Below are 22827 nucleotides of genomic sequence, written 5' to 3' on the forward strand. Positions count from 1 at the left end.
GTCGGATTAGCCGACGATCCGCAAATGACGCTCGGGAGCGGCGGACGCCGCATTTTCGGGCGCGAGTATGGCGAGCCAGTGCCAGCCCTCGTACTTGTCTCCGGTTTGCCGAAGATGCGTATACCGCTTCAGGCTGTTCCACGAGCGATGCCCTGAAACTGCCGCGACGTGCGGGATATTCCATCCCATTTCAAACAATCGGCTTACGCCTTCGTGCCGCAAATCGTGAAAGTGCAAGTCGTCGATTTCGAGAAATTTCATCGCGCGAGTGAACTGCGCGCCGATCGCGTCGCCGCTCCAAGGGAAGATGCGCTCGTCGGTCCGCGGCATCGACTGAATGATGCGCAGTGCCTCGGGCGGGAGGTCGCACCATTGGTCATTGCCGATTTTCTCGCCGGGGTGCTTCATGTCGCGGACCATAACCCGGCTTCCGGCCTCGTCGAGGTCCTTCCATGTAATCCGGGTGATTTCTTCGAGTCGTCGGGTCGAAAACAGCGCGAAGCCGGTCACCTTGACCATGTCGACGCTGTAAATGTGCTTCGCGCGCGACCTCGAAAAATGGGTGAGTATCCGGTTCAGTTCGTCGAGCGACGGACGCCGCTCGCGTCGGACCGACCGACTCGTCAAACCGAGTTTTTTTGCGACGACCCGCGCATCGTCGATCGCAAGCTGATTCAGCGGGTAATTCCATGCAGGGCGCGCGACTGTGAAGACGGCGGCAAGGTGCGCTAGGTAGTTCCCGACCGTCTGCGGTTTGACCTTCAGGTCTTGGCAAAACGATACAATAGTTGGGCTGTCGACCTCCGAGCACCGCAAAGCGCCGAGCGGCGCTGCTTTGATCGCCCGTAGCACCTGTTCTTTCGTGCGCCCGAGCGCTCGCCGGGATTCGCGAATGTACTGATCGATTGCTTCGCCGAGGGTCGGGTCGGGCTGCTTCAGGGCGTCGAGCGCTCCGGGCTTCGCAAGCTCGGCTTCGCGCATCTTCGCCCATGTGACCGCCGCTTGTTTGCGGTCGAACGTCTCCGATTCGGTGTGAACGATCTTCCCGGCTTTTTTGATGCGGATTTGTGCCGTATAGCCGATGGTGCCGTCGCGGCGGGTGCGTGCGGTAATGGTTGCCATGTCGGTGCTACAGGAGTTTTGTGTAGCACGTATCGTAGCACCGACGCCGGAGAAATGATACCGGAACGGTAGAAACGCTACCGAAACGGGCTTCACGTTGCTTGATTAACGAGGCTTGTTTTGAAAGAGTTTTCGGAATTTCTCAATGAAATCAAATACTAGAACGGTATGCGTTGCGCCGATGCTCGACTGGACCGACCGCCATTGCCGGTCGTTCCACCGTACGCTGACGCGCGACACGTGGCTGTATACGGAGATGATCACGACGGGCGCGCTGCTGTTCGGCGATGCCCAGCGGCATCTCGCGTTCACGCCGAACGAATCGCCGGTCGCGCTGCAGTTGGGCGGCAGCGAGCGGGACGATCTCGCGCGCGCAGCGAAGCTCGGTGAGCAGTGGGGCTACGACGAGATCAACCTGAATTGCGGATGCCCGTCCGAGCGCGTTCAGCGCGGCGCGTTCGGCGCGTGCCTGATGAACGAGCCGCAGCTCGTCGCCGACTGCGTGAAGGCGATGCGCGATGCGGTGTCGGTGCCGGTCACGGTCAAGCACCGGATCGGTGTCGACGCGGTCGAGGACTACGCGTTCGTGCGCGACTTCGTCGGCACGGTGGCCGAGGCGGGCTGCGAGACGTTCGTCGTGCATGCGCGCAATGCGATCCTGAAGGGGCTGTCGCCGAAGGAGAATCGCGAGATCCCGCCGCTCAAGTACGACTATGCGTATCAGCTGAAGCGCGATTTTCCGTCGCTCGAGATCGTCATCAACGGCGGCATTACGACGCTCGACGAGGTGGCGCAGCATCTCGAGCATGTCGATGGCGTGATGCTCGGCCGTGAGGCGTATCACAACCCGTACGTGCTCGCGGAGGTGGATACGCGCTTCTACGGATCGACCGCAGCGGTGCCGACGCGCGAAGAGGCCGAGGCGAAGCTGATCGAATACTGCGCGGCCGAACTGAAGCGCGGGACCTACCTCGGCGCGATCGTGCGACACGCGCTCGGACTGTATCGCGGCATGCCCGGTGCACGCGGCTGGCGTCGTGTGCTGTCCGACAACAAGAAGCTCGCGCGTGCTGATCTGGCCGTGTTCGACGAGGCGCGCGCGCATCTGAACGAGGCCGAAGAAGTTTTTGAAAAAAAAGCTTTGCAAGATTCAAAAGTGTTCGTATAATCTTGTTCTTCGCTGCTGAAACACAAACGCAGCGAAGAACAAAAAGCAGTAACAGTGGTGGCTGTAGCTCAGTTGGTAGAGTCCAGGATTGTGATTCCTGTTGTCGTGGGTTCGAGTCCCATCAGCCACCCCAACAAATTCAAAGACTTGCAGCGCGATTAATCGATCGAGTTACAAGTTTTGGAAGATGAGATTCCAAATTTTGGAAGATCTTCCGAAAAGAAAACCCGCCATTGAGCGGGTTTTTTTATTTCCGGCGTCAGCGCGTCGCGCGCACTTTTCTTTGTCGCCGGCGGTCGTATGTCTTTCTCACCATGCGTTCATCCGCATGGCCGGTCGCGTCGATGATCCGGTCGTCACCTTCCTCCTGCCGGTCCGTGACGGCCGCCGGACGCATGTCGCGCAGCGCGAATCGTTCGAACTCCACGCCGCGCGCCTGCGCTTCCTTCTCGCAATAGCCCATCAGCCGCGACCAGTTCGTGTTCCAGCCGCTGCGGGTGTACACCTGGCCGGCCGTGTTGCCGAAGACATGGACACTCGACGTGCGCTGCAGCGCGAGCGCTTCGTCGATCACCGCCTTCAGCTCGGGCGACCACAGCACGAGCTTCACGCGCTGCTGCTCGCCGGCCTTGCGTTTGCCGATCGGCACCTCGACGCCTTCGGGCCGGATACTCTGGCGGTGCAGCTCGCGCATCTCGGTTGGTCGGCTGACGGTCAGGTAGGCGGCCTTCACGCATAGCGCGAGGATGAGGTACGCAGAACTCGGGTGCTGGTCACCGACGCTCCTGCGCGACCGCGCGACTTCCACGGCCAGATCGATCTCGTCCTGACGCACGTACCGCTGGCGCGGCCGCGTCGGGTTGTACTCGATGCCGCGACACGGGTTCGTTTCGAGCTCGCCGCGGCGCCGGCCGTATTCGAGGATCGCGGACAGGAGGGCGATTTCCTTGTTCGCCTTCGCCGGCGCGCCGAGCTGCGCACGTTTGTCGAGGTATCCGTACACGTGCTTCGGCTTGATCGCGGCCGGCGCCATCTTCCCGAAGACCTTGACCAGGCGCTTCGACTCGACGCGGTTCTCGTCCAGGGTGGACTGGGCCTTGCGGCGCTCGTCGGTGTGCGGCAATCCATCCTGCCATTCGAAATACCGCGCGACGAGCGCCTCGACCGTGCCCGGTTCGATCGCATTCCCGTTGAGCGCCTCCGCGCGCTCGATCGCCTGCTTGCGGATCTCGGCGAGCGCTTCCTTGTTGTGCGCCGGCGCCGACAGGCGGAACGCCCAGCGGCCATTGGGCAGCTTGTAGCCGAAGCTGACCTTGTGCTTCCCGTAGTGGGCGTAGAGCCGGAACGGCAACCCGTCCGGCCGCTTGCGTCGTCCGATCATGCTGTGAGTGCGGCAAAATTCGGTTCATCAGACGCGGCGGCGCGCGGCCGGCGCGCGGTGGCCGGCGGCGCGGTTCCGTTCATGCGTGCGTCGTAGTACTCGCGCGCGACGAGCGGCACGCCGGCAATGTTGACGGCGAACGGCCAGTGATTCCGCTCGAGCCAGCGCTTCATGCAGGCGTGGCTACGCGGTTTGCAGCCGACCAGCTCTGCGAGTTCCAGCGTAGTGAGGTAGAGGCTCATGATTCGATCTTCCTGAACTCGACAACCCATACCCACGGGTTTGCATCCCAGTCATGGCCGCGCGCGGCGTTGAGGCTGTCCCACAGCTGCCGGAACTTCGCGACGGTGCCATCGATCGGATCGATGCGGACGGCGGCGCGCCGCGGATCCTTGATGCCTTCCGCGATCGCGTCGTCCCAGCTGATGGCCTGCAGGCGCTCGGCGCGCACATCGGTGATCTCGAGCGTGATGCGCGACGCCCAGCGCGGCATGTGCATTGAAGCCCGAGCGCGGCCGGCTGTTACCTCGTGTCCCGGCGGAGTGCCAACCCATCGCCAGTCCCGTTCCGCGCCGTCGACTTCATAGCGCACCGGCGCCCATGGCGCCCGGTATCCGGCGTCCAGGCAACGCTCGCCAACGCGTGTCGGACTATCTCCGTCGAAATCACTGGTGAGGCGGAATGCCTCGCGCACCCACAGGCGATCGCCGGGTTTGCCGTAAGGGCAGCGGATATGTTCGCTGATCACGCGTTCGGCGCGGCACCACGCCCATTCGCCGGTCGGTTCGTCAGTGCCGCGCGCTTCCTCCCTGCCGCGAAACTGGAAGATGTGATGCGCGCCGGTAGGCTTCACGATGCGCCGCGTCTGCGTCTTGCTGCCTTCGAGGATGGCGCGCACCATCGCGCCGCTGAACAGGATCGGGCGCTCTTTCATGATTTGCTAATCCTCGTCATTTCGCCGCAGTGCTGGCACTTCGTGCGCGAGCGCTCGCCCAGCCGCTTCAGTTCGTCGTGGTACCGCGCGTGCAGCTCGTGGTAGCGGTGCTCGGCCTGGCTGAGCTGCTTGAGCACCCACATCGGGTTGAGCTTTTCCTTGCAGTCAGCGCACGTCACTTCGGCGGCTTTGTCGTCGATGATGTAGCGCTTGTGCCAGCAGGGCGTGATGGGCACGGTCGTGAAGACGCGCTCGTCGCCGAGATTCGGCCGCTGCTTGACCGGCAGCAGCGTCACGTTGTCGTCGATCGTGACTTTCATCGCCGCACCATCATGCAAAGGTCGGCGCGTCGCCGGATCTCGTCGTCGTAGCCGTTGAGGGTGCCGGACATGACGTCGTACGTGCGGCGGCCGGCGGGAATGCCGACGTACTTTTCCGGCTGCGAGCCTGCCGGTGCTTCGCCGGCGATGCGATAGTTGCAATCGCGCACACGTAGCGAGCGCACGCGCGCGACCGTGCCGTCGTCGGCCATCTGCTCGAGCACGGGCCGCAGTGTGGCGGCCACCGTGCCGAAGCGCTTGGCAAGGTCAGACGGCGAGTAGACCTCGCCATGGGTCATTGCGGCGAGAACCTGGTGAGCTTCGGGGCTGCGGGCGGCGCGCGTCATGATGCCTCTCCTGCGCGCGCTGCGTCCGTCACCTCGGCGCGCGGCACCGGCCGGCCCGGTTGGGAGGCGAGTATCGAGCGGAGAACGTCGGCGCAAGCATCCTCGCCTTGCGAGTTGGCACGGCCGATCGCCCACGTGAGTACGTCGCGCTGCTCGTCCGTCAGCCCGACCCGAGCGTCTGCCTGCGCGGGCTGCGGGGCGGCGTAGAGCTTGTCGCCGCACTTCAGCGGACTGCCGTTTGCGCCATACAGAATTTCGACGAACAAACCATCGTCAGATTCATCTACGATCGCCACCGCTTCCGCCGCCATAGCGGGCGAGCGGGAGAGGATCGCAGCGACTCGCTGCACTGCGTCCTCGATGCCTTCGCCGGGCGCACGCTGCGCCGCCGACCATACTTCGTGCGCGAGCGCGTCAGCCTCTTTCGCCCCCGTCTCATTGGCAGAGGCCGCGCGAGCTTTCAGCTCCTCGATGGCTTCGAGGATGGGTGCTGCGCCGCCATCCTCGGGATCGAGCCCGAGCGCTTCGTTGATGAGCCCGAGGTCGGCGCAGGCCGCATGGAACATGCGCGTCACGCCCGCGAGTTCGGCATTCTCGATCGCTGCTGCTGCGGGCTGCGAAGGCGCAAGAGCAATCCGATGCTCGCAATCGCTCTCGGACATTGAAGTCGGGAATTCCCTATTGTTCGATGGAGATGGGGATTTAATAATGTCGCCGGTGGGGCAATTCGCTTGTATCCACCGGCCTCTTGCCTCGCTCCCTCCCTCGGGCGCGAGGCTTTTTTCTGGCTGCTCGACAGGGAATGCGGCGAGGATGGCGCGCGCGAGGTTCATCGCGTACGTCGTCACCCGCGTGACCTCGATGCCATCCCGCACGTACTCGCGGGTCAGGTAATGACGCGCCTTCGAGTCGAGGTGCTTGATCAGCAGCGGCAGAAGCCGGTCCTCGAACTGCTCGTCCGTCAGCGCATCAGCGCGGCTATTGTCGGTGTTCATGCTGCCTCCGTCGCGCGCGCGGCGAGCGCCGCATCGACTTTCGTGCGCGACGCCGATCCGCGTGCAGCGCGCTCGCGGCGCAGGGCATGCGCGAGCTGCCACGCGGCATCTGTGAACGTGATCCAGTGCGTCGGCGCGCGGCCATAGTCCGACAACGGGGCGAGCAGCTCCGAGGGAATGCGGCCGAAAGTCAGCAGGCCGGCCTCCGTGAACTTCCGGATGGCGACCAGATCGTCGTTGTTCATGCGCCGGCCTTCGAGCAGGCCGCCGTAGTCCACGCTGCACGATTCCGCGTAGAGGATGATGCTGCGCTCGACCTTCGTGAGCGTGGTGATGTCGATGGTGGTCATGGTGTGGTCCTGTAGTTATCGGGGCATCCACTCCGTGCCGCGCACGATCCGGCCGACCGGTTCGAGCACGAGCACCTCGGTTTCCTTTTCGCTGCGCACGAGAGCGCGGCCGCGGCGCTGGGCCTTATCGAGCGATTCGTGGCGCTGCGGCTTGCAGTTGCGGCCGACGGTGACGAACAGCGGCGCGCGGGCGCCGACCGGGCCGAGCGTCAGTTCGTCGATGCGCGCCTCGAGCGCCGCGGCGTTCGCGCGCCACGTGTCCGCCTTCAGCTGCGCGGCGTCGCGCTCGGCGGTGAGTCGTTCGACATCTGCGCGCAGCTCGGCGATGACGTGCGCGGTGTCGATCACGCCGACCGCGGCGGCCGGAAGGCTCGCGCTCGCTGCAGCGTGCGACTGCACGGGGGCCGCAGGCGGCGTGGGCGCGGCATCGGTTGCCTGTTGCGCCACCGGCGCGCCGCGCGAGAGCCAGTACACGTATTCGTTGCCGCCGCCCGCGCGCTTCTCGCGCTCGACCTGGCCGGCCGCGTGCATCTTGTTGATTGCCCTCACGACGTCAAAATGCGGCAGACCGATACCGGTCGCGACCGCCTTCGCTGTCGCCTCGGCCACAGTGCCGAGGAAGGTTTCGATGTCTTCCGTCATGCGCGTCCTCACGCGTTCGAGGTATGGCCTCAAGGGTGGATGCTCGGTGTGACGGCGCCCACCCGTCACACCGAGCATCCACCGTTGAAGCCGGTGGCGCGGCGGCGCGCGGCCGCCGCGTAGGGAGGCTTACTCGCCGGCGAACGGCGTGCCGAAGAAGAACGGATTCCCGGTCTTTTCCTTGATCGTGTTGACGATGGTCGTGGCGGCCGCCTCGAGCACCTTGTCGGCGCGGATCAGCTCGAACCAGAACGCGAGCTTGCCGTCGCGCACGCGGTAGCGCAGGCGCGCGTCGATCTGGTAGGCGTCGCCGTTCCAGAACACCGGCACGCCGATCGCGAAGCGCTCGAATACGGACATCTTCTGCAGCGTCTGCGCGTCGTCGTCCTGGACGAACGACAGATTGACGCCGCCGTTCGACAGACGGACCGCGCTCTTGAACCGCATGTCCTGTGTCGCTTCGAACGACAGGGCCATTTCGAGCATCGCCGAGCCGCTCGGCAGCCCGGCACCGTCCGGGCTAGCGATGTCCTTCAGGTTGTCCTCGATGAACGCAGCGAATTCCGTCTGGCTCATCTGCTTCCGATTGACGCCCGTCCAGCGGCGCCACTCCTCGCTGAACTCCGGCGAGAACAGCGCACGGTGATCGCGCCAGGCCGGCGCATTCTCGTCCGCGCCGTGGTCGTTGATGATCCCCGTGAACGAGATCTTGCCCTCCACGTAGTTGGCGAGGCACCAGATCGTGCAGTCGGTCAGCGAGCCGTGACGCTTCACGTATTCGATGAAGCTGTCGACGTCGCGCACGCGCACCTGGGCGATCTTGCGCAGCGGCTTCGGCAGCAGCTTCGATTCATCCTTCTCGACGAACTGCCAGTCCGGCGGCAGTGCGAGGCGGCGCACCGCGGCCGAGGTGTTCGAGCCGATTTCGATCGGCTGCTTCATTTCGCGCGCGAGCGTCTCGGCGAGGTTCTGATTGAGGTCGTCCATGGTTTCAGCAGAGTCCTTGGTGGAGGGAGGGGGTTATGCCGTCTTGAGCGCGGACGGCGGCGCATCCGAAGCGCCGTCGACGCGCTTCAGGTCCAGCTTCTGTTGGCGGGGATCGTCCGCGATGAGGTTGCCCTCGGGCGTCGCGAACAGCATTGCCTCCATAGGTTCCTCGGCCGGCTTCTTCAACGTGACCTTGGCGCCGATATGCATGGCGCCGCCGCGCGTTGCTTTCTTGACGGCGATCGTGATGGTCATCGTGCCGGCCTTGCCGCTGGCGTCGACGGCGTTGACGAGTTCGGCGAGCTTGTCGCTGGCCTGGTCGATGAAGATGCCGCCGCCGATGTGGCGCAGCGTGTCGGTAATGGGTCTGACGCTCATGTCTGTCGTCTCCGTTCAGGGGGTGAGGGTGGCGGGATCAGGCGAAGTAGGTGCGCTCGACCTGGTCGATCGTGCGCAGGCGGACCGACGCGCCGGTCTTCGCGAGCACGATCGGCTCGCCGAGCACGACCGCGTGGTCGAACAGGCGTTTCGTGAGGCGGATGTCGTTGAGGCAGTAGTCGATGACCTCGCCGACGCGGCCCTGCTGCCACGCGATCGGCGCGTGCGCGCCGTTACCGGTTTTGCGGATGCCGAAGTTCGCTTCGCACGTCGCGTCCAGGCCGTAGCCGGCGTGTGAGTTGCCGCCGAACGTCGGGTCGAGGCCGGCGGCGCGCCAGATCTCCGCGAGCAGGTCGTAACGGAACGGCTCGCGCGGCATCGCGCTGTACGGATCGAGCGTGGCGTTGATCACCTTGTCGTCGAACCCGATACCGTTGAACGACACGAGCGGCGCGCGCTCTGCGCACAGCTCGACAAACGCGTCGAGGTTGTCCTCGCAGAACACGCGATAGCGCGATTCGGCGTAGTCGTACGCGCCGATGACGCTGATCCCCATGCCGGCATGGTCGTGCCAGCCGTCGCAGTATTGGACGCCATCGATACGCGTTTCGCCGCGGCCCAAGATCGCCTTGGCGATCTCGATGTCGTAGATCAGGGAGTTGCCGTATTCGGTCATGAATACCTCAGTCGTTGTCGTTGGCGGCGCGGGACTTCGCGTCGCGGGTGGGATGGGAGGGGGCGGCGGCCGCTTCACGCGCCTCGCGCGCGGCGCGCGCTTCCGCGCCGAGTGCGAGGCATCGGCGGATCAGCGGGTTCGTGATCGCGTCGACGGCCGAGCCGCGAACGCGCTGCAGGCGGAATTCGCGCGCGATCATGGCGTCGGTGACGGGAAGCGGGCCGGGCACGGTCAGATGCTCCGGGCGGCAGTCGCGGCGCGGGCGGCCGGCATCGTGTCTTCGTCCCACTGCTGCACGGTGGCGAGCAACAGGACGGCGGCGCCGAGCGCGACGACGGAGCTGGCGATGTAGAGAAGGAAGCCCTTCATGCCCACACCCCCATCAGTCGCTCGAGCGGCGGCGCGATGGCGCCGGCGAGCATGTAGAGGGCCGCGAGCACAGCGAGCGGGAGCCAGTCGATGCGCTTCATCAATGCGTCTCCCGGCGGGCAAAACCGATATCGGGAAGCGTCCAGCCTTCGTGTGAGGCGCGCTTAAGCAACGCCTTGATGCCGACGGCGATATCGCTTTCGAGCGCGGATACGGCCTCGGCACTGATACCGCGAACGCGCAGCTCGCGCAGGACATCGAGGCTGGCTTTGGAAGCGATGTACGACCCGAGCAACTCGACATGGTCGAGTTGCTCCACGAGTTCGCCCAACTGCTCGGGAGTGTGATGGGTGGTGAATTCAGCCATTACGCCACCGCCTCGATCGCGTGATAGACGTCGAGCGCTTCGGCCGCGATCACGGCGTCGCGGGTGAAGTAATACGTCGCGAGGTGCACGGCGTTGTCCCAGCGGAGCTTGCGCGCTTTGCGCTCCCGCTTCTGCTCGGCGCGCACGATCGCCTCGAAGTCGGCGGGCGTGCGCGGGCGCTTCAGGCGCGGTGCGGCCGACTTCGGCGGCCGGCCCGCGACGATGCGCGTCGCCCGCTGCTTGAGCGTCGTGCGTCGTGCGGGAAGCAAATCAACGAGATCACCGCGCGACGGCAGGATCTGCGCGAGCAACGCAGCGGCGGCGCTGCCGGCTGCGATGGCGATACGGTTCTTGAACATGGTGGTCTCCGCGTGTCAGGGGTGCTACACGACGCACTTTATCAAACGGATAAATGAAGTCAAGCAAAATGATAAAGTGAGGGGCGCAAAAAAACCCGCTTCTGCGGGTTGGTGCGCTGCGGGTTGGTGCGCTGCGGTGGCTGCGTTAGTTGGTGCGCAGGCGGTCTGCGAAAGGAGCGCATCCGCCGACGGACCCGTCGTAATACAACTTGCGCATGAGGTTGTCGCGGTCGACCTCGATTTCGATCTTGCAGCTCAGGTTCGTTGGCGTGAAACCGCCAGTCGTCGCGAGCGAGGAGTAGGTGGCCTGTCCGGATGGGAGGTTCGCGGATCCAGTCGTGACGCCGATGGTCTGGTCGTACAGCGGGACCGTGTGCGAGGTCGTCCAGGTGTACACGTGGTGCCCAGCGATTGTGCGTTCCGACTGCGGGACGCCGAGCTTCTCAATCGCGACATCGACGGGCTTGCCGCGCATTTGCTCCCAGCTGGTTCGAATCGATTGCATGCCCGTACACGCGACAAGCGGCACGAGGGCGATCAGGATTGCCTTCTTCATTGGGTGCCCCTTGTAACGGTTAGGCTGCGGTCGGCAGCTTCGAGACGAGCTTCGCCAGTATCAGCAGGCAGATCGACATGACCGATGGAGCGTCGGCCGGCGCGACATCGTATTCGTATGTCAGGCGCCCGTCGGCGGCGCGCTCGACGCGGACTCGAGGACTTGGGGATGGTGGTGGGGGTGGTGCTTCAGGCGCAATGCGGTTTCCGCGAAACCGCGTTAAATCAACCACGTTTGGTGCGTGGTGCCCGGTGCTGCGATTGTGATCCACGGTCTGCCTCAGCATCTAGTACGTGCTCAAGCTGCGCTACCGCATCTTGAGCACTTTCGACGGAACCCCGTCCTTTGATGCTCGTACCGCCGTCTTCAATCGTGGGCCGCTTCTCGTGCTGCGCGAGTCGCAAAATCGTGTGAAACGCATGCAACAGGTCGTGCGTGAACACGCCCCCCTCAGCTGCCCGCTGAATTTCGGCGATCAAGCTCGCTACCCCGTCCGTGACGGCACCGGTCACGGTTAGTTGTGTGGTTTCTTCAGGCGGGGCGTCGAGTTCGCCGAGCTTCAGTTCAAAAACGCGCTCGATTCGCTCAGCGATCTTGTCGCCGATGCGTCGAGTCGGATTCTGACCGATCAACTGGCTGGCCTGCGAGTCGGACATATTCATTCGCCGCGCGAACTCCGCGACCCCTCCCACCATATCGGCAAGGGCGCGCGCCTTCTTTAGCCTCAAATCCGGTCTTTTCATGACAGCAGAATACGCGGGCGTATCAGGTTGATAAATTATCAAAATGCTTGAGTTGACCTTATCCGTTTGATAAAGTCGCCTGCATGGACATGCGCACATTGCTACGGTCGATGAGGGAGCCCGAGCGCCAGGCACTGGCAGCCAAGGTGGATTCCTCAGTCGGCTATCTCAGGCTGATCGCTGGCGGTCACCGCCGGCCCAGCACCGATCTGGCGAAGAAACTCGTCGAGGCGGACAGGCGGTTGTCGCTCGCGGAGTTGCGCCCTGACGTTTGGGGGCAGCCTGAACCGAGTGGCGCGGTCGCCGCTACGCGGACGACGGGGATTGGTTAGCGAGGTTCATGTCTGTCCTTTGTATGTGTGTTGCCGCGAGCGGGCGCAGCGGAGGTCGCGCGTAAGACGCCGGGCGGTAAAAAAATTTTGTGTGCAGTCGAAGTGCAAATTCAAGAACAAAAGCGATTGATTTTCGCGATATGGGAGCCTCGCTATGAACGTGATTCGGTTGTTCCAGACGATGACGCGGCCACCGGCCGCGGCGCAGCCCAAGCCGGAGTTGGTGTTCCTGCCGCCGGAGCTTATCGACGGGTGCAAGACCTACCGCGACGCGTGCCGGCTGGCATGGGAGTGGCGGCGCGTGAAGGGCATGACGAAGCTGACGCTTGCCGAGCACTGCGACCTCCGGGCCTGCTTCGTGACGGATTACTTCAACGAGGAGGCGAAGGATCGGAAGGGGCGCCGCCGGCGCGAGCTGCCCGCCGACAAGATCGACGCCGTCGAGGCCGAGCTCGGTAACAACGCGATCAGCCAGTACCTGAACCGGAAGAAGGGCTTCCGGATCTGGGACGAGGTGAAGGCGATTGCGGACCGGATGGTCGCGGCGTGAAAGGTGGCTGATGTGGCAGTTGCCGTATTGCACATGCGGTCCGCGAAAGCGGGGAAGCTGGGACCGGGTTAAGCCCCCGGATAGCCCGCGCGGCAGGGAAATGTGCTGAGCCGCTGCCCCCCGGTAAGTCCGGGGAAGAACACACGCGCCCGCGAGGGCGCCAATCAGCAAACGGGACGGACATCATGATTGCATCGGGGAATCGCGCACGCGAGTGCCGCGGTTGTAAGCACGTGCGCCCGCACAGGGGCCTTTCGTCACTCTTTGGGCTGCTGCCTTCGAAGTGGGCCTTCGCGCGGTGCGGCCGCACGATGCACCCCGAGCCGCTCCATCCGGGCAGCATGCCCGAAGTCGTAATCCACCGCCATCCGTTTGTCGTCGTCGAGCGTGCCATCGAATTTCACGCCTGCGGCGCCGCGGCGCGCTACTTCGAGCCGCGCGAGGTGGCCTGATGGACGCCGACATCCTGACGTTCGGCATGACGGCGTGCGTCGTCTTGTCCGTCATCTTCTGCCTTAGGAATCCCCGATGAGTCTCCACCACGAAAACCTCGCCTGGGAGATCGAGCTCCCGAGCGTGAAGAAGATCGTGCTGCTCGCGATCGCGCGTGCGGCGAACCTGAACAACCGAGAGTGCTGCCCGAGCGTGCAGCACCTGGCCTTCAAATGCGGGCTGAGCGAAAGCGCCGTGCGCAGCGGCATCGAGGCGCTCGTCGAGCTGGGCCTGCTCGAGGTGATGAAGGTGCCGGGGAAGGGGCGCATCTACCGCGTGATGCTCGGCGTGGAGCAACCGGCATGAGGCGGCTGCGTTCCTTCCAGATCTTCGACCGCGTGTCGGAGATCGTCGACAACGCCTACCAGTGCGAGTTCGAGAACGAACCGGGCGGCGCGGGCCGCGTGAAGGTGATCATGACCGATCGCACTGTCGAGATCCCGTTCCACGATGCCGACCTATTCGTCGGGATCGACGAGTTTGCGGCGCGGCACCTCCTGCCTGCGCTGTTGCCCGATCTGACCTGCTTGTCGTGCGGCGCATGCGTGCGCGTCGGCGGCCAGCCCTGCGGACACTGACGGAGGTCGCTATGCGCGTCTACATTTCCGGTCCTATGACAGGGTGCATCGACCATAACCGACCTGCGTTCCGTGTCACGGCGGCGCGTCTGCGCGCGCTCGGTTACGAGGTCGTGAGTCCCGACGAGTTGAACCCCGAAGGCTGCGGCCGCGACTGGCTTGGCTGCATGCGCGTCGACATCAAGCACCTGGTCGATTGCGATGCGATCGCGATGCTGGAGGGCTGGCATAGCTCGCGCGGGGCATGGCTTGAATACGTCATCGCGCTGACGCTCGGGCATGCCGTGTTCCGCGCGGTCGATATCGTCGAAAGGATGGCGGCATGAAGATCGTACATGTCATGCTCGGGAGCGGGGCGCTCGCTGTCCGCTGGTACGATTGCCGTTCCGCGTCACGTGACGCATTTTGCGTGGGAGACCGTTCGAATGAGTGTCAAGATTCTGTCGTGGGCGATCCGCGTGCCCGTCAACGAGCCGATCCAAAAGCTCGTGTTGCTCGCCCTTGCCGACGGTGTAGCGCCCGATTCGCTGAAGATCGCTCTTCACTACAACCAGGCAGAGCCGGGCTGGGACTTTGGCGACGCGCTCAACTGGCTGTTCATGGAGGGGCTTATCAAGGTCGAGGACGAGCGGCTGTACTTCTTTCTCGGCTCTCGGGATGGCTGGGAAGATCGCAGCGGGCACACACTGTAATTGGTAGGTGCGCGCCCTTCATCGATGGAGGGCGCTTGTGAAGCCGTGGACATGGCGTCACGCCATCATCAATTCGGAGCTGCCGCCCACGACCCGGCACGTGCTGCTGACGTTGTCCTGCCACGTGAACGACGCCGGCGAGCCCGCATACCCGTCGACGGCGCTTCTGGCTGCCGAAACAGGCCTATCCGAGCGCGCGGTCGTTACGCATCTGCGCGATGCCGCTGGGCTCGGCTGGCTCACCGTCGAGAAGCATGGTTACGGAGGCCAACGGTGGGCGCGCAATCAGTACTACCCGCGCTTGCCTGACGGATTCGAGCTCGTTGAGCGCGATGTGAAACGCACTGAAGCAGGTTCAGTGCCTCAAAAAACAGGGCACAAAACTAAGGCACTGAACGACGTTCAGCAGCCTGTGGATAAAGGCACTGAAGCAGGTTCAGTGCCTCAAGAAAAGGCACTGAACGTCGTTCCAGAAGGCACTGAACCTAACGACAGAAAGGCACTGAACGACGTTCAGTCTAATACTGCAGTTAACCCTGCAAAGAAAGCAGCAGCACACGCGTGCGAGAAACCGGCTGCTGCTGCTGCTCAAAAAATAGGCAACGTCAAAACCGACGCCGAGCGGGAACTCGGTGAGCTGCTGATCGCCCTGGAGCGAGAACGCGGTCACGAGCTGGTCATCGACCGTGGCCGCGGTCGAACGCACATCGTTGCCTGGGTCGGGAAGGGCGTGACGCCCGACCAGCTGCGAGCGGCGCATGCGCTTGCCGTGGCGGCGCGCAAGCGCGACAGCGACGAGCGGCCGACGTATGCCGGCTTCGTCTCCACGTTCGTCGACGAAGCGATGGCGCCGGCCGCCGTCGGCCCCGCCGATCCCATGGAATGGCACCTGACGCAGGCCGGTACGGAAGCACGCGGCGCCGAGCTCGGCATGCGCGAGCGCAAGCAGGACGAGGATTGGCGGTACTACCGCGTCCTCGTCGTGCGGGCATCGCGCGAGCCGCGCGCCATCGAGCACGTGCTGGCCGACGCTCAGCGCTTCAACGCCATCGACCTCTACCAGTTCGCGCGCGCCACGTTCGGCGACGCGCTGATGCCCGTGGACGACTTCGCATCATGAGCAAGAACGCACTTCGCTATCCCGAGAGCGCGATCGCCGGCGGCGTGTTCGGTACGGCGCGCGTGCGCGGCGTGGTCGCCGACACGGCGGCGCGCCTGGCGTCTCCCGCTGCCGTCCCGCTCGAGCCGACCATCGCGCGACTGATCAGCGCCACGCCGGCCGCGGTCGCGGCGACGCCGCTGCAGCGCATGCAGGCGCTCGGCCGGCTGCCGTCCGGCCGCATGAACAAGACCGAGGTCGCATATGCCGAGCTGCTCGCGGCGCACGTGCACGTCGGCGAGATCCTCGAATTCAAGTTCGAGTCGCTGAAGCTACGGCTTGCCGACCGCACCTGGTACACGCCCGACTTCGCGATCGTGCTGCCGGACGGCGCGCGCGAGATCCACGAGGTGAAGGGCCGCTGGACCGACGACGCCCGCGTGAAGATCAAGGTCGCGGCCGAGCTGTACCCGTACTACCGCTTCATCGCCATCCGCCGCGTGAAAGGTGAGTGGGTTCGGGAGACGTTCTGATGCAGTCGAAGAACAAGCGCGCGCCGACCGTGGCCGAGCGCGCGTACATCGCGCTGATCAAGTCGATGGACTGCGGGTGCTGCGGGCAGACCGGCCCGAGCGAAGCGCACGAGATCGACCAGGGCCAGTGGTTCACGTCGATTCCGCTGTGTCCCGACTGTCATCGCGGCGGCCACAACGGGATCCACGGGCAGCGGCGCATTTGGGCGGTGCTGAAGAAAACCGAGCTGTCGGTATTGAACGAAACGATCGAGCGCGTTGTCGCGTTGCTGGTTGCGCGGTCCGGCGCGCGTGCGCTGATCTGACAAAAAGGAAAAGGACATGGGCGTGTTGGCGATGTGGGTGCGTGAGAGCGTGCAGACGAAGATGCGAAATCCGACACCGGAAGGGCGCGATCGCGTCGGCGAGGTGCTGGCTGAATGGTTCGAGTACGAGAGCGCCTACAGGCCGAAGCTCGGCATCGAAGGCAGGTCCCGCTACCGCGCCAGCTGTCAGTGGGATGAAGCCGATCTGGACTACGCCATCGACGACGAGCTGCTCGCTGCTCGTGCACGTACCGTCGCTGAGTGCATCGCACGCTTGGAGCCGCGGCTGCGCACTGCGATCTACGCGGAGATGCGCAATCGCAGCGGTGATGCCGATGTCCGTTTCCGCAACGTGACGGTCGGCGCGACTGTCTTTCGCAATCCGCGCTTCGCTGATGTGAGCCGCAGCGACTTTGATGCCGCGATCGCAGTGCTCGTGCCGATGCTTTCCGCGAAGGGCCTCATTGAAAAAAATCTTGCTCGATCGAAAAACCCCGCCTAGAATCGGTTTCCGTGAGGGCGACGTGCGCCTTCATCAATCGCAAAGCCCGCTGACCCCAGCGGGCTTTTTGTTTTTCCCGTGTCTCCTTCAGGGTCTCAGCGAGTGGCCTTGAACTTCGAACGCCCGTTCCGGCTTGCCGGCGCGGGCGTTTCTTTTTTCCGAATCGAAAACGCACGCCATGCCGAAATTGACCGCCAACCAGCTGCGCTTCGTCGACGAGTATCTCGTCGATCTGAATGCCACGCAGGCGGCCATTCGGGCTGGCTACAGCGCGCGCACGGCGAAACAGCAGGGCGCGCGCCTGTTGACAAATGTTGACGTGGCTGCGGCGGTCACCGAGCGCAAGCGGTCGCGCGCGGAACGCGTCCAGATCGACGCAGACGAGGTGCTCGCGAAGGTCCACGCGGTCGCGTTCGCAGACACGAACGGCATCGTGTCGTTGCGGCGCGAGTGCTGCCGGTATTGCTGGGGCATCGGCCACGCGTACCAGTTCAAGACGCAGCGCGAACTGGACGAGGCTCGTCGACGCTTCGAGCGTGAGCTGTCGGCGGCGAAAAAATCGAAGATCCCGAAGGCCGCGCATCCGGTTTTCGACGCGAGCGGCGGCCTCGGCTTCAAACACTCCCGCAAACCGCATCCGAACTGCCCCGAGTGCGGCGGGGAAGGATTCGGCCGCGAGTTCTTCGGCGACACGCGCAATTTGCCGCCCGAGCTGAAAGCGTTGTACGGCGGGGTGAAGCGCACGAAGGACGGCATGGAAGTGATCTTGCATCCGCAGGACCGTGCGCGCGAGCTGCTGATGCGCCACCTCGGCCTGCTGAAGGAGGAAGTGCGCGTCACGGTGACGGACGATCTGGCCGCGCGGCTCGCGGCTGCACGTAAGCGTCGAGCCAATGGTCAAGCGGGCGGATCCTGAATGCGAGCTGCTCGAAGAGATCGCGAGCTTTGTGCACGACCCGCTCGGGTTTGTGCTGTTCGCGTTTCCGTGGGGCACCGGCGAGCTCGTGAAGTTCGATGGGCCGGACGAGTGGCAGATCGAGATCCTCACGCAGCTCGGCGATGGGCTGATCACGCTGCAGGAAGCGATTCAGATCGCGATCGCATCCGGCCACGGGATCGGCAAATCGGCGTTCGTGGCCTGGCTGATCTTGTGGGCGATCTGCACGCGCGAGGACACGCGCGGCGTCGTGACGGCGAACACCGACACGCAGCTGCGCACGAAGACCTGGCCGGAGCTGATGAAGTGGCACCGGCTCTGCATCTGCGGGCACTGGTTCGAGGTCACGGCGACCGCGATCTTCTCGAAGCAGCCGCAGCACGAAAAGACGTGGCGCATCGACGCCGTGCCCTGGTCGGAGACGAACACCGAAGCGTTCGCCGGCCTGCACAACCAGGGCAACCGGATCTTGCTCGTGTTCGACGAGGGCTCGGCGATCGCCGACAAGATTTGGGAAGTGGCCGAGGGCGCGCTGACCGACGAGGACACCGAGATCATCTGGTTCGTCGCCGGCAACCCGACGCGGAACACCGGGCGGTTCCGCGAGTGCTTCGGGCGGTTCAAGCACCGGTGGATTCACAAGCAGATTGATTCGCGGACCTGCCGCATGACGAACAAGCGGCAAATCGCGAAGTGGGTAGCGGACCACGGCGAAGACAGCGACTTCGTCCGTGTGCGTGTCAGAGGCAAGTTTCCGAGGGCGGGATCGATGCAGTTCATCTCGAGCGAAGCGGTGCAGGAAGCGATGAAGCGCGAGGCCGTCGCGCATCTGCACGATCCGCTCGTGATGGGCGTCGACGTCGCGCGCTTCGGCGATGACCAGTCCGTCATCTACTTCCGCAAGGGCCGCGACGGTCGCACGCACGCGCCGATCCCGCTGCGCGGCCTGGACACAATGGCGCTCGCCGCGCGCGTCGCGCTCGAGTACGACAAGTTCCGCGCGGACGGCCTGTTTGTCGACGAGACGGGCATCGGCGCGGGCGTGGTCGACCGGCTGCGCCAGCTCGGTTATCCGGTGATCGGCGTGCACTTCGGCGCGAAGCCCGACCGAGCGATGCCTGGCAGCGACCAGAACGCGTACTTCAACAAGCGCGCGGAGATGTGGGGGGAGATGCGCGAGTGGCTGAAGGGTGGCGCCATCCCGAACGACATCGAGCTCGAGCAGGAACTCACGGGGCCGGAATACACGTTCCGGCTGCGCGACGGTCGCGACGCGATCCTGCTCGAGTCGAAGGAAGACATGAAGAAGCGCGGGCTCGCGTCGCCGGACATCGCCGACGGGCTCGCGCTGACGTTCGCGTATCCGGTGATGCAGCGCGCCGACGCTGGCCGCGGCGGCCATCCGTCTGCGGTGCGGCGCGGTGAGGTTGCGACCGATTACGACCCGTACGCGGAGGCGCATGCAACCGGCGTCGCGCAGACGGATTACGACCCGTACAACTGAGGAGGAAGCAATGGGCTTTGGTGGACCCGACATTCCGACGCCCTCGGCCCCGCTGGCACCCCCGCCGGCGCCGACGGCTCAGTCGCCGAGCGGCGCGCAGGCGGCGAAGTCGGCCGCGCAGCGCGCGGAATCAGCGGCCGGCGCGGCAAGCACGATCATCACTGGCCCGGCAGGCCTCACGCAGCCGGCGAGCACCACGAACAAACCGCTGCTTGGGAGCTGACATGAGCGAAACGGACAACGAGATCGAGCGCGAGCTGTGCGCTAAGGGCAAGTCGGCGCCGCGCCTCACGCCGGCGGACATCCAAGCGGCGATCTTCAGCGAGCACTACTTCACGGCCGAGCATGGCATTGAAGGCGCGATGGCTGCGCTGCAACTGCACCAGGTCTTCAACGAGGTCGATACCGAGGTCGGCGAGATCGAGCCCGACCGCTCGTCGCTCAGGCTGCTGACCTTCTGCGTCCTCGTGCTGCGCAACGGCTTCACGGTGACCGGTGAGAGCGCGTGCGTATCGCCCGAGAACTTCGATGCCGAGATCGGTCGCAAGGTCGCGCGCGCGAAAGCGATCGAGAAGATCTGGCCGCTCGAGGGCTATCTGCTGCGCCAGCGCCTGAGCGAGCGCGGCTAACCGAATCCGGGCGGAGACTGCGGCCACGGCCGATGAACGCTGCGACACACCGTCAGTACGGGTTGCCGCCCGGACCAACTAGGAGAGTGAGATGTCCTTGAAAGAGAAGTTCGCGGAACTGAAGCACGTGGTCGGCAACGCACTGCACTATGCGGACCCGACCGCGCTGATCGAGAAGGCGACGCAGGCGCTGATCGAGTCGCTGGTCGATACGGTGCATGCGCTCCAGGAGCGCGTCGAGGTGCTCGAGCAGAAGCTCGCAGACACGCTGGCGCAGATCCCGAGCGCTGAGCAAACCACGACCGCCGCCACGCTCGTGGATGCGAACGTGGGTGTTGCGCAGGAGCAGCCCGCGACCGCAGGCGCCGCGAACGGCGATGGTGCTGCGGGGGAGCTGTCCGCTGGCTCGTCGACCTCTGCGACTGGCCCTTCGGGTGACGCGCCGGCGGTCGCGCAGACGGGGGAGTCGACGACTTCGGCCGCTTCGAGTGGTGGCGCGAACCCGACGGATTCGAGCTCCCAACTCACTTCATCGGTCTCCGGAACCGATTCGTCGGGCGCTAACGCGCCGGCCGCGTAACGCAACCGAAACGAGGAGCCACGCGCATGGGTGCGACGCCGCGAATCCTGTCCTTCATGCTGACGCCGGCCGAGATCGTCCGGCTGCGCCAGCACGTCGATCAGCGCCTCGTCGGCCTGCGCGTGGATCGCTATTCGTGGTGGCAGCATTGGCGCGAGATCGCGGAATACCTGCTCCCGCGTCGCTACAACTGGCTGGTCACGCCGAACAAGACTAACCGCGGCAGCCCGATCAACCAGCGCATCATCGACAGCACCGCGACGAAGGCTTGGCGCACGCTGTCTGCCGGCATGATGTCCGGCATGACGTCGCCGGGCCGCCCGTGGTTTCGCCTGACGCTCGAGGACCAGGACCTCGCCGAAGCCTCAGGCGTGAAGCTCTGGCTCGACCAGTGCACGAAGCGCATGGAACGGGTGTTCGCGTCGTCGAACTTCTACAACGGCATGGCGACGCTGCACGGCGACATCGGCGCGTTCGGTACCGCGCCGATGATCCTGTACGAAGACTTCCAGGAAGTCATCCGCGCGTACAACCCGTGCGCCGGCGAGTACTACCTTGCGATCGGCCCGCGCGGCAACGTCGACACGTTCTATCGCGAGTTCGTCTACACGACGTACCAGTGTGCGAAGGAATTCGGCGTCGAGAACTGCTCGCCGACCGTGCAGCAGGCGATCAAGACCGGGGGCGCCGCGCTGACGAAGGAGCTGGTGATCGGCCACGCGATCGAGCCGAACGAGGATCTCGTGCCCGGTGCGCTCGGCGTGCGCGGCGCGGCGTTTCGCGAGATCTACTGGGAGATCGGCTCGTCGGAGAAGGACCTGCTGCGCGTGCGCGGTTTCCCCGAATGTCCGTTCATCGCACCGCGGTGGGACGTGTCCGGCAACGATGCGTACGGCCGCTCGCCGGCGATGGATGCGCTCGGCGACATCAAGCAGCTGCAGGTCGAGCAGAAGCGCAAGGCGCAGGCCATCGACAAGCTGGTCAACCCGCCGATGGTCGGCGACGTGCAGCTGAAGAACCAGCCCGCGTCGCTGCTGCCGGGCGGCGTCACGTACGTGAACATGAACGGCAACAACGTCGGCTTCAAGCCGGCGTACGAGATCAACCCGCAGCTGCAGCACATGCTTGCCGACATCGAGGACGTCCGCAAGCGCATCGGCGACACGTTCTTCGCCGACCTGTTCCTGATGATCAGCCAGCTCGACACCGTGCGCACCGCGACCGAGATCGACGCGCGCCGTGAGGAAAAGCTGATCCAGCTCGGCCCGGTGATCGAGCGCTTCGACAACGAGGCGCTCGACCCGGCCGTCGACCGCACGTTCTCCATCATGCTGCGCCGCGGCCTGCTGCCGCCAATCCCCGACGCGCTGCGCGGCCAGCACATTCACGCGGAGTACATCTCGATGCTGAGCGAGGCGCAGAAGGCTGCTGCGACCGCCAGCGTCGAGCGCTTCGCGCAGTTCGTGGGGAACATCGCCGGCGCGGTGCCGGGCGCTCTCGACAACGTCGACTGGGACGAGATGATCGACGAGTACGCCGAGATGCTCGGCGTCTCACCCAAGGTCGTCGTGCCGCTCGCGAAGGTCATGCAGATCCGCGCGCAGCGCGCGAAGCAGCAGCAGGCCGCGCAGCAGGCGCAAAACGCGATGGCGGCAGTGCAGGGTGCGCAGGTGCTTTCGAACACCGACGTCGGCGGCGGCGTCAACGCGCTGTCGAAGCTGGTCGGAAATGGCTGACCGACGGTGGTCCTGGTCGGGCGGCAGCTCCGCGCGCTTCGGCGCATCGCGATCGGCAGGACGCTGTTCGTCGACGGCCGCACGGCGCTCGAGCTGGTCGGCCGCGGATTCGCGCTGCGCGCAGCGCCGGGCGCGTTGGTCGATTGGGAACTGACAGACGCGGGTCGCCGCGCGCTGGACGCATGCGAGACAGGAGATAGGGATGCCGGACATACCGATGACGTTGCCGCCCGCCGTGGCGCAGGCCGCAGCTCAGCAGGCGCAGCCCAATCTCGCCGACGCGGCAAAGCAGGCCGCCGGCAAAAAGAAGAAGGGCGCGGCGGCTAAATCCGCCGCGCAGGTGCTTTACCCGCAGCTGCCGTCCGGCCAGGACGTCGGCAGCAATCTTTGACGCAACGGAGGAAACGCATGCCGGATCAAGCAGCAGCCGCCCACACCTACCAGAGCGGGTGGCTGATCGAAATGAACGACGCGGGAGCGCGCACGTATCTCTCGCTGAGCGAGGGTCGAGCGCTCGGCCGCCCGAACGGAGCGTGGTCGCCGGACCGCGAGCTCGCGGTCCGGTTCGCGCGCCGACTGGACGCCGATGAGTTCGTGCGGTCCTTCCTGCGTGTGGAAGCACCGACCCTGACCGTGGTTCCGTTTGCGCGAGGTGGTGAATGAG

36 protein-coding genes and 1 tRNA gene are annotated in these 22827 nt (G+C 64.9%); 19 read left to right on the forward strand and 18 right to left on the reverse strand.

The window, feature by feature from the left end; translation table 11 throughout:
• Nucleotides 1-6: 6 nt before the first annotated feature.
• Nucleotides 7-1122, reverse strand: coding sequence for a tyrosine-type recombinase/integrase (locus FFS49_RS08730; protein WP_137910105.1), 1116 nt, complete (start codon nt 1120-1122; stop codon nt 7-9).
• A 145-nt stretch (nt 1123-1267) separates the two neighbouring features.
• Here FFS49_RS08730 and dusA point away from each other — a divergent pair, with 145 nt between their 5' ends.
• Nucleotides 1268-2290 (forward strand): tRNA dihydrouridine(20/20a) synthase DusA, encoded by a 1023-nt coding sequence (gene dusA / locus FFS49_RS08735; RefSeq protein WP_137910106.1) that lies wholly within the window; start codon nt 1268-1270, stop codon nt 2288-2290.
• Nucleotides 2291-2347: 57 nt separating this feature from the next.
• A tRNA-His gene (locus tag FFS49_RS08740) sits at nt 2348-2423 on the forward strand.
• Nucleotides 2424-2549: 126 nt separating this feature from the next.
• Here the strand turns inward: FFS49_RS08740 and FFS49_RS08745 are convergent.
• From FFS49_RS08745 to FFS49_RS08820, 17 genes are all read right to left on the reverse strand, one after another.
• On the reverse strand, nt 2550-3671 hold the full coding sequence (locus FFS49_RS08745) for a hypothetical protein (protein WP_034193049.1): 1122 nt from the start codon (nt 3669-3671) through the stop codon (nt 2550-2552).
• Nucleotides 3668-3913 (reverse strand): DUF4224 domain-containing protein, encoded by a 246-nt coding sequence (locus FFS49_RS08750; protein WP_060122554.1) that lies wholly within the window; start codon nt 3911-3913, stop codon nt 3668-3670. Before FFS49_RS08750 ends, FFS49_RS08745 begins: the two co-directional genes overlap by 4 nt.
• A complete protein-coding gene (locus tag FFS49_RS08755) occupies nt 3910-4605 on the reverse strand; it encodes a hypothetical protein (RefSeq protein WP_137910374.1) in 696 nt (231 codons plus the stop codon). The genes FFS49_RS08750 and FFS49_RS08755 overlap by 4 nt, the downstream gene beginning before the upstream one ends.
• Nucleotides 4602-4925: a hypothetical protein gene (locus tag FFS49_RS08760; protein WP_124492311.1), complete on the reverse strand. Its 324-nt coding sequence runs from the start codon at nt 4923-4925 to the stop codon at nt 4602-4604. Before FFS49_RS08760 ends, FFS49_RS08755 begins: the two co-directional genes overlap by 4 nt.
• The gene (locus tag FFS49_RS08765) at nt 4922-5272 is read right to left on the reverse strand and encodes a hypothetical protein (protein ID WP_124492312.1); all 351 of its coding nucleotides are present in this window, start codon (nt 5270-5272) and stop codon (nt 4922-4924) included. The genes FFS49_RS08760 and FFS49_RS08765 overlap by 4 nt, the downstream gene beginning before the upstream one ends.
• Nucleotides 5269-6267, reverse strand: coding sequence for a hypothetical protein (locus FFS49_RS08770; protein ID WP_137910373.1), 999 nt, complete (start codon nt 6265-6267; stop codon nt 5269-5271). The genes FFS49_RS08765 and FFS49_RS08770 overlap by 4 nt, the downstream gene beginning before the upstream one ends.
• Complete coding sequence (locus tag FFS49_RS08775) at nt 6264-6617, reverse strand: hypothetical protein (protein WP_137910372.1); 354 nt, start codon at nt 6615-6617, stop codon at nt 6264-6266. Before FFS49_RS08775 ends, FFS49_RS08770 begins: the two co-directional genes overlap by 4 nt.
• A 15-nt stretch (nt 6618-6632) precedes the next feature.
• Nucleotides 6633-7259, reverse strand: a complete 627-nt coding sequence (locus FFS49_RS08780) for a hypothetical protein (protein WP_059568108.1) — start codon at nt 7257-7259, stop codon at nt 6633-6635.
• 129 nt (nt 7260-7388) lie between these two features.
• Nucleotides 7389-8246, reverse strand: a complete 858-nt coding sequence (locus FFS49_RS08785) for a DUF2303 family protein (RefSeq protein WP_069264104.1) — start codon at nt 8244-8246, stop codon at nt 7389-7391.
• Nucleotides 8247-8279: 33 nt separating this feature from the next.
• Nucleotides 8280-8624, reverse strand: coding sequence for a hypothetical protein (locus tag FFS49_RS08790; RefSeq protein WP_059568110.1), 345 nt, complete (start codon nt 8622-8624; stop codon nt 8280-8282).
• Nucleotides 8625-8661: 37 nt separating this feature from the next.
• Entirely contained in the window at nt 8662-9300 is a 639-nt protein-coding gene (locus FFS49_RS08795; protein ID WP_137910371.1) for a ribonuclease H-like domain-containing protein, read from the reverse strand.
• Nucleotides 9301-9307: 7 nt separating this feature from the next.
• Entirely contained in the window at nt 9308-9529 is a 222-nt protein-coding gene (locus tag FFS49_RS08800; RefSeq protein ID WP_137910370.1) for a hypothetical protein, read from the reverse strand.
• A gap of 2 nt (nt 9530-9531) precedes the next feature.
• Complete coding sequence (locus tag FFS49_RS41920) at nt 9532-9669, reverse strand: hypothetical protein (protein ID WP_155626106.1); 138 nt, start codon at nt 9667-9669, stop codon at nt 9532-9534.
• A gap of 100 nt (nt 9670-9769) precedes the next feature.
• On the reverse strand, nt 9770-10036 hold the full coding sequence (locus FFS49_RS08805; protein WP_137910369.1) for a hypothetical protein: 267 nt from the start codon (nt 10034-10036) through the stop codon (nt 9770-9772).
• On the reverse strand, nt 10036-10395 hold the full coding sequence (locus tag FFS49_RS08810; RefSeq protein ID WP_137910368.1) for a hypothetical protein: 360 nt from the start codon (nt 10393-10395) through the stop codon (nt 10036-10038). The genes FFS49_RS08805 and FFS49_RS08810 overlap by 1 nt, the downstream gene beginning before the upstream one ends.
• 145 nt (nt 10396-10540) lie before the next feature.
• Nucleotides 10541-10951: a hypothetical protein gene (locus FFS49_RS08815; RefSeq protein ID WP_137910367.1), complete on the reverse strand. Its 411-nt coding sequence runs from the start codon at nt 10949-10951 to the stop codon at nt 10541-10543.
• A 224-nt stretch (nt 10952-11175) separates the two neighbouring features.
• The gene (locus tag FFS49_RS08820; RefSeq protein WP_171031079.1) at nt 11176-11694 is read right to left on the reverse strand and encodes a hypothetical protein; all 519 of its coding nucleotides are present in this window, start codon (nt 11692-11694) and stop codon (nt 11176-11178) included.
• Between the two features lie 486 nt (nt 11695-12180).
• On the opposite strand from FFS49_RS08820, the gene FFS49_RS08830 reads away from it, so the two are divergent.
• The 17 genes from FFS49_RS08830 (at nt 12181) to FFS49_RS08900 (ending at nt 22826) form a co-directional block, all read left to right on the forward strand.
• Nucleotides 12181-12576: an XRE family transcriptional regulator gene (locus FFS49_RS08830; RefSeq protein WP_137910364.1), complete on the forward strand. Its 396-nt coding sequence runs from the start codon at nt 12181-12183 to the stop codon at nt 12574-12576.
• 311 nt (nt 12577-12887) lie between these two features.
• Nucleotides 12888-13028: a hypothetical protein gene (locus FFS49_RS41925; RefSeq protein WP_171026743.1), complete on the forward strand. Its 141-nt coding sequence runs from the start codon at nt 12888-12890 to the stop codon at nt 13026-13028.
• A gap of 76 nt (nt 13029-13104) precedes the next feature.
• Entirely contained in the window at nt 13105-13374 is a 270-nt protein-coding gene (locus tag FFS49_RS08835) for a helix-turn-helix domain-containing protein (protein WP_137910363.1), read from the forward strand.
• Nucleotides 13371-13646 (forward strand): hypothetical protein, encoded by a 276-nt coding sequence (locus FFS49_RS08840; protein ID WP_137910362.1) that lies wholly within the window; start codon nt 13371-13373, stop codon nt 13644-13646. Before FFS49_RS08835 ends, FFS49_RS08840 begins: the two co-directional genes overlap by 4 nt.
• 11 nt (nt 13647-13657) lie before the next feature.
• The gene (locus FFS49_RS08845; protein ID WP_137910361.1) at nt 13658-13972 is read left to right on the forward strand and encodes a DUF4406 domain-containing protein; all 315 of its coding nucleotides are present in this window, start codon (nt 13658-13660) and stop codon (nt 13970-13972) included.
• A gap of 99 nt (nt 13973-14071) precedes the next feature.
• On the forward strand, nt 14072-14338 hold the full coding sequence (locus tag FFS49_RS08850; protein WP_069264121.1) for a hypothetical protein: 267 nt from the start codon (nt 14072-14074) through the stop codon (nt 14336-14338).
• A gap of 37 nt (nt 14339-14375) precedes the next feature.
• Nucleotides 14376-15458, forward strand: a complete 1083-nt coding sequence (locus FFS49_RS08855; RefSeq protein ID WP_171026744.1) for a helix-turn-helix domain-containing protein — start codon at nt 14376-14378, stop codon at nt 15456-15458.
• Nucleotides 15455-15970, forward strand: a complete 516-nt coding sequence (locus FFS49_RS42545) for a hypothetical protein (RefSeq protein WP_239170784.1) — start codon at nt 15455-15457, stop codon at nt 15968-15970. The genes FFS49_RS08855 and FFS49_RS42545 overlap by 4 nt, the downstream gene beginning before the upstream one ends.
• Nucleotides 15970-16275: a hypothetical protein gene (locus FFS49_RS08865; RefSeq protein WP_137910359.1), complete on the forward strand. Its 306-nt coding sequence runs from the start codon at nt 15970-15972 to the stop codon at nt 16273-16275. The genes FFS49_RS42545 and FFS49_RS08865 overlap by 1 nt, the downstream gene beginning before the upstream one ends.
• A gap of 16 nt (nt 16276-16291) precedes the next feature.
• Entirely contained in the window at nt 16292-16777 is a 486-nt protein-coding gene (locus FFS49_RS08870) for a hypothetical protein (protein WP_137910358.1), read from the forward strand.
• Between the two features lie 178 nt (nt 16778-16955).
• Nucleotides 16956-17693 carry a terminase small subunit gene (locus FFS49_RS08875; protein ID WP_137910357.1) on the forward strand — a complete coding sequence of 246 codons (738 nt, stop codon included), beginning with the start codon at nt 16956-16958 and terminating at the stop codon, nt 17691-17693.
• A complete protein-coding gene (locus FFS49_RS08880; protein WP_137910356.1) occupies nt 17671-19218 on the forward strand; it encodes a terminase in 1548 nt (515 codons plus the stop codon). The genes FFS49_RS08875 and FFS49_RS08880 overlap by 23 nt, the downstream gene beginning before the upstream one ends.
• 224 nt (nt 19219-19442) lie before the next feature.
• Nucleotides 19443-19847: a Gp49 family protein gene (locus tag FFS49_RS08885; RefSeq protein ID WP_137910355.1), complete on the forward strand. Its 405-nt coding sequence runs from the start codon at nt 19443-19445 to the stop codon at nt 19845-19847.
• A gap of 91 nt (nt 19848-19938) precedes the next feature.
• Nucleotides 19939-20427 (forward strand): hypothetical protein, encoded by a 489-nt coding sequence (locus FFS49_RS08890; RefSeq protein WP_137910354.1) that lies wholly within the window; start codon nt 19939-19941, stop codon nt 20425-20427.
• Nucleotides 20428-20453: 26 nt separating this feature from the next.
• Nucleotides 20454-22163: a portal protein gene (locus tag FFS49_RS08895; RefSeq protein WP_137910353.1), complete on the forward strand. Its 1710-nt coding sequence runs from the start codon at nt 20454-20456 to the stop codon at nt 22161-22163.
• Nucleotides 22164-22380: 217 nt separating this feature from the next.
• Entirely contained in the window at nt 22381-22554 is a 174-nt protein-coding gene (locus FFS49_RS41930) for a hypothetical protein (protein ID WP_171026745.1), read from the forward strand.
• A gap of 17 nt (nt 22555-22571) precedes the next feature.
• Nucleotides 22572-22826 carry a hypothetical protein gene (locus FFS49_RS08900; protein WP_137910352.1) on the forward strand — a complete coding sequence of 85 codons (255 nt, stop codon included), beginning with the start codon at nt 22572-22574 and terminating at the stop codon, nt 22824-22826.
• The last annotated feature ends 1 nt before the right edge of the window (nt 22827 follow it).

The organism is Burkholderia sp. 4NA327C6 (assembly GCF_005502655.1).
GTDB lineage: Bacteria > Pseudomonadota > Gammaproteobacteria > Burkholderiales > Burkholderiaceae > Burkholderia > Burkholderia contaminans.

Bases quoted from the DNA above. Each gene is read 5' to 3' on its own strand.
- FFS49_RS08730 (WP_137910105.1), bottom strand. From the start codon at position 1,122: ATGGCAACCATTACCGCACGCACCCGCCGCGACGGCACCATCGGCTAT.
- dusA (WP_137910106.1), top strand. From the start codon at position 1,268: ATGAAATCAAATACTAGAACGGTATGCGTTGCGCCGATGCTCGACTGG.
- FFS49_RS08745 (WP_034193049.1), bottom strand. From the start codon at position 3,671: ATGATCGGACGACGCAAGCGGCCGGACGGGTTGCCGTTCCGGCTCTAC.
- FFS49_RS08750 (WP_060122554.1), bottom strand. From the start codon at position 3,913: ATGAGCCTCTACCTCACTACGCTGGAACTCGCAGAGCTGGTCGGCTGC.
- FFS49_RS08755 (WP_137910374.1), bottom strand. From the start codon at position 4,605: ATGAAAGAGCGCCCGATCCTGTTCAGCGGCGCGATGGTGCGCGCCATC.
- FFS49_RS08760 (WP_124492311.1), bottom strand. From the start codon at position 4,925: ATGAAAGTCACGATCGACGACAACGTGACGCTGCTGCCGGTCAAGCAG.
- FFS49_RS08765 (WP_124492312.1), bottom strand. From the start codon at position 5,272: ATGACGCGCGCCGCCCGCAGCCCCGAAGCTCACCAGGTTCTCGCCGCA.
- FFS49_RS08770 (WP_137910373.1), bottom strand. From the start codon at position 6,267: ATGAACACCGACAATAGCCGCGCTGATGCGCTGACGGACGAGCAGTTC.
- FFS49_RS08775 (WP_137910372.1), bottom strand. From the start codon at position 6,617: ATGACCACCATCGACATCACCACGCTCACGAAGGTCGAGCGCAGCATC.
- FFS49_RS08780 (WP_059568108.1), bottom strand. From the start codon at position 7,259: ATGACGGAAGACATCGAAACCTTCCTCGGCACTGTGGCCGAGGCGACA.
- FFS49_RS08785 (WP_069264104.1), bottom strand. From the start codon at position 8,246: ATGGACGACCTCAATCAGAACCTCGCCGAGACGCTCGCGCGCGAAATG.
- FFS49_RS08790 (WP_059568110.1), bottom strand. From the start codon at position 8,624: ATGAGCGTCAGACCCATTACCGACACGCTGCGCCACATCGGCGGCGGC.
- FFS49_RS08795 (WP_137910371.1), bottom strand. From the start codon at position 9,300: ATGACCGAATACGGCAACTCCCTGATCTACGACATCGAGATCGCCAAG.
- FFS49_RS41920 (WP_155626106.1), bottom strand. From the start codon at position 9,669: ATGAAGGGCTTCCTTCTCTACATCGCCAGCTCCGTCGTCGCGCTCGGC.
- FFS49_RS08805 (WP_137910369.1), bottom strand. From the start codon at position 10,036: ATGGCTGAATTCACCACCCATCACACTCCCGAGCAGTTGGGCGAACTC.
- FFS49_RS08810 (WP_137910368.1), bottom strand. From the start codon at position 10,395: ATGTTCAAGAACCGTATCGCCATCGCAGCCGGCAGCGCCGCCGCTGCG.
- FFS49_RS08815 (WP_137910367.1), bottom strand. From the start codon at position 10,951: ATGAAGAAGGCAATCCTGATCGCCCTCGTGCCGCTTGTCGCGTGTACG.
- FFS49_RS08820 (WP_171031079.1), bottom strand. From the start codon at position 11,694: ATGAAAAGACCGGATTTGAGGCTAAAGAAGGCGCGCGCCCTTGCCGAT.
- FFS49_RS08830 (WP_137910364.1), top strand. From the start codon at position 12,181: ATGAACGTGATTCGGTTGTTCCAGACGATGACGCGGCCACCGGCCGCG.
- FFS49_RS41925 (WP_171026743.1), top strand. From the start codon at position 12,888: ATGCACCCCGAGCCGCTCCATCCGGGCAGCATGCCCGAAGTCGTAATC.
- FFS49_RS08835 (WP_137910363.1), top strand. From the start codon at position 13,105: ATGAGTCTCCACCACGAAAACCTCGCCTGGGAGATCGAGCTCCCGAGC.
- FFS49_RS08840 (WP_137910362.1), top strand. From the start codon at position 13,371: ATGAGGCGGCTGCGTTCCTTCCAGATCTTCGACCGCGTGTCGGAGATC.
- FFS49_RS08845 (WP_137910361.1), top strand. From the start codon at position 13,658: ATGCGCGTCTACATTTCCGGTCCTATGACAGGGTGCATCGACCATAAC.
- FFS49_RS08850 (WP_069264121.1), top strand. From the start codon at position 14,072: ATGAGTGTCAAGATTCTGTCGTGGGCGATCCGCGTGCCCGTCAACGAG.
- FFS49_RS42545 (WP_239170784.1), top strand. From the start codon at position 15,455: ATGAGCAAGAACGCACTTCGCTATCCCGAGAGCGCGATCGCCGGCGGC.
- FFS49_RS08865 (WP_137910359.1), top strand. From the start codon at position 15,970: ATGCAGTCGAAGAACAAGCGCGCGCCGACCGTGGCCGAGCGCGCGTAC.
- FFS49_RS08870 (WP_137910358.1), top strand. From the start codon at position 16,292: ATGGGCGTGTTGGCGATGTGGGTGCGTGAGAGCGTGCAGACGAAGATG.
- FFS49_RS08875 (WP_137910357.1), top strand. From the start codon at position 16,956: ATGCCGAAATTGACCGCCAACCAGCTGCGCTTCGTCGACGAGTATCTC.
- FFS49_RS08880 (WP_137910356.1), top strand. From the start codon at position 17,671: ATGGTCAAGCGGGCGGATCCTGAATGCGAGCTGCTCGAAGAGATCGCG.
- FFS49_RS08885 (WP_137910355.1), top strand. From the start codon at position 19,443: ATGAGCGAAACGGACAACGAGATCGAGCGCGAGCTGTGCGCTAAGGGC.
- FFS49_RS08890 (WP_137910354.1), top strand. From the start codon at position 19,939: ATGTCCTTGAAAGAGAAGTTCGCGGAACTGAAGCACGTGGTCGGCAAC.
- FFS49_RS08895 (WP_137910353.1), top strand. From the start codon at position 20,454: ATGGGTGCGACGCCGCGAATCCTGTCCTTCATGCTGACGCCGGCCGAG.
- FFS49_RS41930 (WP_171026745.1), top strand. From the start codon at position 22,381: ATGACGTTGCCGCCCGCCGTGGCGCAGGCCGCAGCTCAGCAGGCGCAG.
- FFS49_RS08900 (WP_137910352.1), top strand. From the start codon at position 22,572: ATGCCGGATCAAGCAGCAGCCGCCCACACCTACCAGAGCGGGTGGCTG.